This window comes from Rhizorhabdus sp. (assembly GCF_018006725.1).
Taxonomy (GTDB): domain Bacteria; phylum Pseudomonadota; class Alphaproteobacteria; order Sphingomonadales; family Sphingomonadaceae; genus Rhizorhabdus.
Map to the genome: position 1 here is coordinate 1 of NZ_JAGMXV010000203.1, position 8197 is coordinate 8197.

The window sequence follows — 8197 nt, forward strand, 5'->3', positions numbered from 1 at the left end:
GATCGGCATGGGCTCGGTCGAACCCTCGCTGATCGCGAGGATGCGCTTCACGCGCATGCCGGCGGCGCGGGCATAGAGGTCGGCGCGCTGCTTTGCGATCGCGACGGCCTGCTCGCGGGCCTTGTCGAGCAGCGGCTCGGGCTTGTCGATCGACAGCGACGGGCCGTCGATCTGGTTCGCGCCCGCGGCGACGAGTGCATCGAGGACAGGGCCGGCTGCCTTGATGTCGCGAAAGCGCACGCTCACCCGCGACGACGCCTGATAGCCCGTGATCACGGGCGGCTGATTGTCGGCATAGCGATATTGCGGGCTGAGCGAGACCGACGTGGTCTGGATGTCGCGGTCGGCGACGCCGGCCTTGCGGATCGCTGCGACGGTCGCTGCCGTACGCCGCGCATTGTCCTTCATCGCCTCGGCAGCGGTCGGCGCTTGCGTCACGACTCCGGCTCCGATGGTGGCGATATCGGGAATGGCGGTGACTTCGCCGGACGCGACGATGTCGAGCCGCGTGCCCATCACCGGCGGATGGCCCGGCGGAAGCATCGGCTGCTGCGCCATCAGGGGCGCCGCAGCAGCAGCGGCCAGAAGCGCCGCACCACCGAAACGGGAAAAACTAACTGCCATATTGGTCTTGCTCCTGCTTTGCCGCAACTCCCCGTGCGTGCTATCCGCACAATGGTGGATCCTCGCTGCACGCGGCATGAACGCCTTTCGGGACCGTTATGATCCCTCCGGCTTTCCGCGCGGGCGCTGCCCCTTGAGCGGGGTGATGTATTGATATAATACAGCTGGATCGAAGCGAAGGGGGCCCGCGCGGCCGATTACGGGATTATGGGGATGAACGTCGAATCCGGCATCCAGACGGACTACAGGGCTTATGACTTCGACGAGGAGCAGGCCCGTCGTCGTCGTTGGACCATCATCGGGGCGGTTCTTGCAGGCCTGATCGCGCTCGGCGTCATCGGATATGCGCTGTTCGGCGGCAACAAGGCCAAGCCTGCCCCGCCCCCACCGCCGGGCGTGACCGTGATCGTTCCCGGCAGCACCAATGTCGTGACGACGATCTCCGCGACAGGCACGCTCGCTGCAAAGCGCGAGATGCCGGTCGGCATCGCGGGCGAGGGCGGCATGGTCCAGGCCGTGCTCGTCGAGCCGGGAAGCTGGGTCAAGGCGGGCCAGACGCTGGCGGTCATCGAACGCTCGGTGCAGACGCAGCAGGCCGCCTCGCTCGCTGCCGGGGTTCGCGTCGCCCGCGCCGATGCCCAACTCGCGCAGGCCGAGCTCGACCGCGCCAAGGCCCTTGTTGCCCGTGGCTTCATCTCCAAGGCCGATATCGACCGCCGGACCGCCAGCCGTGACGCTGCCGTCGCGCGCGTCGCGGTTGCCGAGGCACAACTCGGCGAGAGCCGCGCGCAGATCGGCCGGCTCAGCATTCGTTCGCCTGCCTCCGGCCTCGTCCTGACCCGCGCGGTCGAGCCGGGCCAGGTCGTCGGCGCCGGAGCAGGCGCGCTGTTCCGCGTCGCCAAGGACGGCGAGATCGAGATTCGCGCCCAGCTTGCCGAACAGGACATTGCCCGCCTGAAGGTCGGCGACACCGCGCAGGTAACGCCGATCGGCGGCAGCCGCGCCTTTGCCGGAACCGTGTGGCAGATTTCGCCGGTCATCGACCCGCAGACGCGTCAGGGCACGGCGCGCATCCAGCTGCGCTACGACCCCGCTTTGCGCCCGGGCGGCTTCGCCAGCGCAGCGATCCGCAGCGGATCGGTCAAGGCGCCGCAGCTGCCTGAATCGGCCGTGCTGCACGATGACAAGGGCTCGTTCGTCTATGTCGTCGGCCCCGACAACAAGGTGATCCGTCGCGACGTCAAGACGGGTGACGTCTCCGATGCCGGCGTCGTGGTGTTGTCGGGCTTGCAGGGCAACGAGAAGGTCGTCCTGTCCGCAGGCGCCTTCCTGAACCCCGGCGACAAGGTCACACCGCAGCTGTCCAACCGCCCCGCCGCCCGCTGAGCGAGAACGCGCGATGAACAACATTTCCGCCTGGGCGATCCGGAACCCCATTCCCCCGATCGTCCTGTTTCTGGGCCTGACGCTTGCCGGGCTGATCAGCTTCGCGCGCCTCGACATCAACCAGATGCCGGACATCAGCTTCCCTGGCGTCAGCGTCGAGATCTTGCAGCCCGGCGCCGCGCCGACCGAAATGGAGACGCAGATCACCCGGCGGGTGGAGGCGGCGGTCTCGTCGATCGGCAATGTGAAGTCGATAACCTCCTATGTCAGCGAAGGCTTGTCGGGCACCAACATCGAGTTCCAGCTCGGCACGCCGGTCGACCGCGCGGTCAACGACGTGCGCGACGCCGTCTCCAAGATCCGGTCGGAACTGCCCGAAGGCATTTTGGAGCCGGTGACCAAGCGGATCGACGTCGACGGTGGGCCTATCGCCTATTATTCGGTCGAAGGTCTCGACATGACCCTCGAGCAGCTCAGCTGGTACACCGACAATACGGTGATCAAGCGACTGCAGGCGATCGAGGGCATCGCCGGGGTCTTCCGTGGCGGTGGCGTCTCGCGCGAAATCCGCGTCGTGCTCGATCCTGCCCGGATGCAGGCGCAAGGCGTGACCGCCGTTCAGGTCAACAATATCCTGCGCACCACCAATCTCAACGCTGCCGGCGGGCGGGCTGAGCTGGCCGGGGCCGAGCAGTCGGTTCGCGTGCTGGGCAACGCCACCTCAGCCTATGAGCTCGGCCAGACGCAGATTTCGGTCGGTGACGGGCGCACCGTCCGCTTGGCGGACATCGCCACCGTGCGCGACTCCTTCGGCGAACAGCGGCAGATTTCCAAGATGAACGACCGGCAGGTGCTGTCGGTCGGAATTCAGAAGGCGAAGGGCGCGTCGGACGTCGAGGTCTATGACAATGTCGTCAAGGTTCTCAACGAACTGCGCAAGGAGAACCCCAAGGTCGAGTATAAGGAGCTCTACACGAGCGTCCTCTACACCAAGGAGCAATATCATTCCGCCATCGACGCGATGATCGAGGGTTCGGTGCTGGCCGTCGTGGTGGTGTTCTTCTTCCTGCGAGACTGGCGCGCGACCCTGATCTCGGCGATCGCGATCCCGCTCTCGGCGATCCCGACCTTCTGGTTCATGAGTCTGATGGGCTTCACGCTCAACACGATCAGCCTGCTCGCGCTCAGCCTCGTGGCGGGCATTCTGGTCGACGACGCCATCGTCGAGATCGAGAATATCGTTCGACACATGCGCATGGGCAAGAGCGCCTACCAGGCGGCGATGGACGCCGCCGACGAGATCGGCCTGGCGGTCGTGGCTACGACGATGTCGATCGTCGCCGTCTTCCTGCCGGTGTCATTCATGCCCGGCATTCCGGGACAGTTTTTTGAGCAGTTCGGCCTGACCGTGGCTGTCGCCGTGCTGATGAGCCTGCTCGTCGCACGTCTTATCACGCCGATGGTAGCGGCCTATTTTCTCAAGGCCGAAGGCGTGAAGCAGCATGGCGGCGGGCCGATGATGGACCGCTATATCGGCGTTCTTCAATGGTCGCTGCGCAACCGGTGGAAAACCATCGGCGTGGGTTTCGCGTCGTTCATCCTGACGATCGCGCTGTTCGCGACCACGCCGACCGAGTTCCAGCCGCCGCTCGACATCGACTATAGTTCGGTGAAGATCGAGCTGACCCCCGGTGCCCGCGTCGCCGAGGACACGCAACGTGTTGCCGACCAGGCAACCGCGATCCTGCGCAGCCAGCCCGAAGTGCTCAACGCCTTTGCCGATATCGGCGACAATGGCGATACCCGCTTCGCAACGATCTATGTCACGCTGAAACCCGCGAAGGAGCGCGAGCGGACCAGCATCGAGTTCGAGCGCGAGACAGCCCCGTTGCTGGCGAAGATCCCCGATGCACGGGTGAACTTCCAGTCGCAGAGCGGCGGGTTCGGCCGTGACATCACCGTCATGCTGGCGGGCGACGACCCGGTCATCCTGCAGCAGACGGCCAACACGCTGATCGGGCAGATGCGCAAGAGCCCGATGATGCGCGACCCCCGCATCGACGGCGATATCCAGCGCCCCGAACTGATCATCAAGCCGCGCCTCGACCTCGCCGCCGATCTCGGCGTGACGACGGCCGCTTTGAGCAATGCCATCCGCATTGCGACGCTCGGCGACATCGAACAGAATATGGCGAAATTCTCGCTGAGCGACCGTCAGATTCCGATCCGGGTCTCGCTGAGCGAGGATTCGCGTCGTGATCTCGCCGCGATCGAGAACCTGCCGGTGCAGACCAGCTTCGGCACCTCGGTCCCGCTCAAGGTCGTCGCCGACATCTCCTTCGGCGCCGGCCCGTCGAAGATTCGCCGCTACAATCAGGTTCGCCGCCTCGTGGTGGGCGCCGACCTTACGCCTGGGGTCGTGAGCGGCGAAGCCTATGGCTATATCTACAAATCGACGATCATGAAGGCGCTGCCGACCGGCGTGCGCGAGATCAAGTTCGGTGAGCAGGAGATGCAAGGCGATCTGATCGCGGGCTTCGCCATTGCGGTCGGCGCGGGCGTGTTGCTCGTGTTCGCGGTGCTGGTCCTGCTTTACAAGCGGGTATTGCCGCCCTTCGTCAACATGGGATCGCTGCTCCTGGCACCGCTCGGAGGCATCCTCTTCCTGAAGATCTGGGGCATGTCGGTTTCGATGCCGGTCTATATCGGCCTGCTGATGCTGCTCGGGATCGTCGCGAAAAACTCGATCCTGCTGGTCGACTTCGCAATCGAGGAGATGCGCCGGGGCGTCGATCGGACCGATGCGATCCTTGAAGCCGCCCACAAGCGTGCCCAGCCGATCATCATGACCTCGGTCGCGATGATCGCCGGCATGCTGCCGATCGTGCTGGGCCTGTCAGGCGACAGCAGTTGGCGCGCGCCGATGGCGGTCTGCGTGATCGGCGGCATCGCCATGTCGACCTTGCTCACCCTGGTCATCGTCCCCGCCGGCTTCACCCTGGCAGACGATCTCGAGAAATGGATCGGGCCCAAGCTGGGCAGATTCCTGATCACGCCGGCGGACCATGAGACGAAGGCCACGCCCCACGCCGCCGAATGACGAACCGACTTGGCCGCCCCCGCGCCCTGTGTGGATAGCGGGGGCGGCACTCGTTTCGGTTGAACTATCCGGCCCAACGGCCATTTAGACCGCATGAACATCTTTCAGGCGACCGGGCTCGACCGCTTCAATCCCGCGCAGGGCGGCGTGCGCGGCATGCGCATAGTCGCATCGGGCCTGCTCGTGGCGATGGCGGGCCTCTACATCCTCGCCCGATCGCACGAAGCGCCCGGCGAACCTGCAGCCTGGGGCTATCTCTGCGCTTTCGCGGAAGCAGCCATGGTGGGCGGCCTCGCCGACTGGTTCGCGGTGACGGCGCTGTTCCGCCACCCGCTGGGCCTGCCCATTCCGCACACCGCGATCATTCCGCGCAACAAGGATCGCATCGGCGACAACCTTGCATCCTTCCTGCGGGTCAACTTTCTAACCGCTTCGGTGGTCGCCCGGCGGATGCAGAAGGTCGACGTCGCGGCGGCCATCGGCCGACTCCTGGCGCAACCCCCTGCCCCCGGTCGCGCTCGCGGCGGCATGGGGCGGGCCCTGGCCACGATCCTGGAGTCGCTCGGCGACGACCGGCTCGGCGCCATGGTCAAGGGCGCGCTCGCCAGCCGTCTCAAGACGTTCGACATCGCGCCGCTGATCGGCCGCACGCTCGACGCGGCAATCGTCGAAAATCGCCATGCCGAAATGCTCGATGGACTGATCGGCTGGGGCAGCCGCGTCCTGCTCCACAACGAGACGATGATCCATGACATGGTCCAGTCGCGGACGGGCAAGTTCATGCGCTGGACCGGTCTCGACGAGAAATTGTCGACCGCGATCGTGGAAGGGCTGCACAAGCTGCTCGACGACATGGCGACCGACCCGGATCATCCTCTGCGCAGCAAAGCACAGGAGGGGCTCGAGCAGTTTGCCGACCGGCTGCAAAATGATCCGGCGATGCGCGAGCGGGTCGCTGCGATGAAGGCGGAGATCATCGCCAGCCCCGCCGTCGGCGCCTGGCTCGACACGCTTTGGCAGAATGCGCGGTTGAAGCTGATCGACAGCGCGCGCAACCCCGACGCGGCGATTGGCGGGCAATTTGGCGCCGCGCTGCGCCAGTTGGGTGAAACGCTGCAGACCGACCCGCAGCTACGGCAGACGCTCAACCGCTTCGCCCGTCGTATCACCGTCGGGCTCGTTGCCGATTATGGCGACGACATCGTCAAGCTGGTGTCCGAGACGATCCGCGGCTGGGACGCGCGCACCGTGACGTCGCAGCTGGAAAACGCCGTGGGACGCGACCTGCAATATATCCGCGTCAACGGCACCATCGTCGGCGGTCTGATCGGGGTCGGCCTCCACATCCTGTCCGGCCTGCTCTGAAGCCATACGACCGCCGATCGGAGCGGACGGAAATCGATCGGCACAATGTCGGAAGGTTGGCAATGCCGACGGCCGCGATCCTGAGCCCGTCAGGGCGAGACAGGCCGGCCAGCATGGAGGGGGAGCAACCCTTCCACCCGGCACCCCCGATCATCGAGCCGCCGGCATCACCGCGGCTGGTCATAGGCCGGTTAACTATCGATGTGGCTGTAAACAATTGTAACTTTGGAAATACAATCATTTGCGCCCGGTTCGCTTCGGCTAAAGCCATGTCGTCCCGAAGGGCGAAAGGGAGGCAGGAACATGGGTGGAGCAGACCCGAACACAGTTCGACCGGACATACTTGGAATTGTATCGGCGCACGGGCATGAAGGCTCGGATGCCGACAAACGATCCCTCCAAGACCTCGAGCGATAGCATGCGCATCGCCGTACTGGACGACGAACCCGCAGCACGCGCTTATGTGACGCAGACGCTGATCGAGGCGGGTCACTTCGCCTATGAGTTCCCCAACGCCCGCACGCTGATCACGAAGCTGCGGCAGGACACGTTCGACCTGGTGATCCTCGACTGGAACATGCCCGACAAGAGCGGGCCCGAGATCATAAGCTGGATGCGGGAGAATATGGACAAGCCGATCCCGTCGCTCCTGTTGACCAACCGCAACAGCGACGAGGATATCGTGGCAGGCCTCAATGCCGGCGCCGACGATTATGTGATCAAGCCGGTCCAGCCGACCGTGCTGCTGGCGCGGATCGCCGCAGTGCACCGCCGCACCGGCCCGCGCGAGGCGGTGGCCGCGAATGAGAGCTATGGCCCTTACACGCTGCACCCGGCGCGCCAGACCATCAGCGTGGAGGATGAGAACATCGTTCTCACCGCCAAGGAGTTCGAACTGGCGGCGACGCTGTTCCGCAACATGCACCGGCCGCTGTCGCGCTCCTATCTGCTGGAGATCGTATGGGGTCGTAACCCCGATCTGCCGACCCGCACGCTCGACGCCCATATCTCGCGCATCCGTGCGAAGCTGGGCCTGCGTCCCGAGCGTGGCTTTCGCCTGATCCCGGTGTACAGCTATGGCTACCGGCTCGAAGCGCTCGAGCCCGAGACGGAGTAAGACGGCAATCGTGCGGAGCAAGCTCATCCTGGGACTGGCGACGGCGCTGGCAGTCTGGGCTGCCGGCCCGGTCGCCGCGCAGGCGCCTGCGGCGGACCAGTACTTCCGCTACACGGTGCGCCCTGGCGATACGCTGTCCGCACTGGCACGCGACTATCTGGTCAGCGACGATTACGTCTCGATCCAGAAGCTCAATGCCGTCGCCGATCCGCGCCGCCTGCCGGTCGGGTCGACCTTGCTCATCCCGCAGCCGCTGCTGCGGATCGAAACGATTGCCGGGGCAATCACCTCGTTCCGGGGCGTTGCGACGATCGACAGCCAGCAGGTCGAGGTCGGGACCCGGGTCCGCCAGGGCCAGAAGCTGGAGACAGGGCCCAACGCCTTCGTTACGGTCACCCTGCCCGACGGCAGCGCGATCTCACTCCCCTCACAAAGCCGCATCCACGTCTCGCGCCTGCGCCGCATCCTGCTGACCGGCAGCATCGAGCGGCGCTTCCGGCTGGAAGCGGGCCGCAGCCGCGCGACGGTGACGCCGATCCGCGATCCCAACAGCGATTTTCAGGTAACGACACCGCTGTCCGTGTCTGCCGTGCGCGGTACCGATT

6 protein-coding genes are annotated in these 8197 nt (G+C 65.4%); 5 read left to right on the forward strand and 1 reads right to left on the reverse strand.

Annotated elements, in window-relative coordinates:
- A partial coding sequence (locus KAY22_RS21055; protein WP_296625208.1) for an SIMPL domain-containing protein occupies window positions 1-558 on the reverse strand: 558 nt, incomplete at its 3' end.
- A 273-nt stretch (window positions 559-831) separates the two neighbouring features.
- On the opposite strand from KAY22_RS21055, the gene KAY22_RS21060 reads away from it, so the two are divergent.
- The 5 genes from KAY22_RS21060 to KAY22_RS21080 all read left to right on the forward strand — a co-directional run.
- Window positions 832-2010, forward strand: a complete 1179-nt coding sequence (locus KAY22_RS21060; RefSeq protein ID WP_296625203.1) for an efflux RND transporter periplasmic adaptor subunit — start codon at window positions 832-834, stop codon at window positions 2008-2010.
- A gap of 13 nt (window positions 2011-2023) precedes the next feature.
- Window positions 2024-5110 (forward strand): efflux RND transporter permease subunit, encoded by a 3087-nt coding sequence (locus KAY22_RS21065; RefSeq protein ID WP_296625204.1) that lies wholly within the window; start codon window positions 2024-2026, stop codon window positions 5108-5110.
- A 93-nt stretch (window positions 5111-5203) separates the two neighbouring features.
- The gene (locus KAY22_RS21070) at window positions 5204-6475 is read left to right on the forward strand and encodes a DUF445 domain-containing protein (protein WP_296625205.1); all 1272 of its coding nucleotides are present in this window, start codon (window positions 5204-5206) and stop codon (window positions 6473-6475) included.
- Between the two features lie 418 nt (window positions 6476-6893).
- A complete protein-coding gene (locus KAY22_RS21075; RefSeq protein WP_296625206.1) occupies window positions 6894-7592 on the forward strand; it encodes a response regulator transcription factor in 699 nt (232 codons plus the stop codon).
- Between the two features lie 10 nt (window positions 7593-7602).
- Window positions 7603-8197 (forward strand): FecR domain-containing protein (locus tag KAY22_RS21080; protein WP_296625207.1); only part of this gene is annotated, 595 nt, incomplete at its 3' end.

What these genes read in the sequence shown, in the direction of transcription:
- KAY22_RS21060 (WP_296625203.1), top strand. Translation starts at nt 832, where the DNA reads ATGGGGATGAACGTCGAATCCGGCATCCAGACGGACTACAGGGCTTAT.
- KAY22_RS21065 (WP_296625204.1), top strand. Translation starts at nt 2,024, where the DNA reads ATGAACAACATTTCCGCCTGGGCGATCCGGAACCCCATTCCCCCGATC.
- KAY22_RS21070 (WP_296625205.1), top strand. Translation starts at nt 5,204, where the DNA reads ATGAACATCTTTCAGGCGACCGGGCTCGACCGCTTCAATCCCGCGCAG.
- KAY22_RS21075 (WP_296625206.1), top strand. Translation starts at nt 6,894, where the DNA reads ATGCGCATCGCCGTACTGGACGACGAACCCGCAGCACGCGCTTATGTG.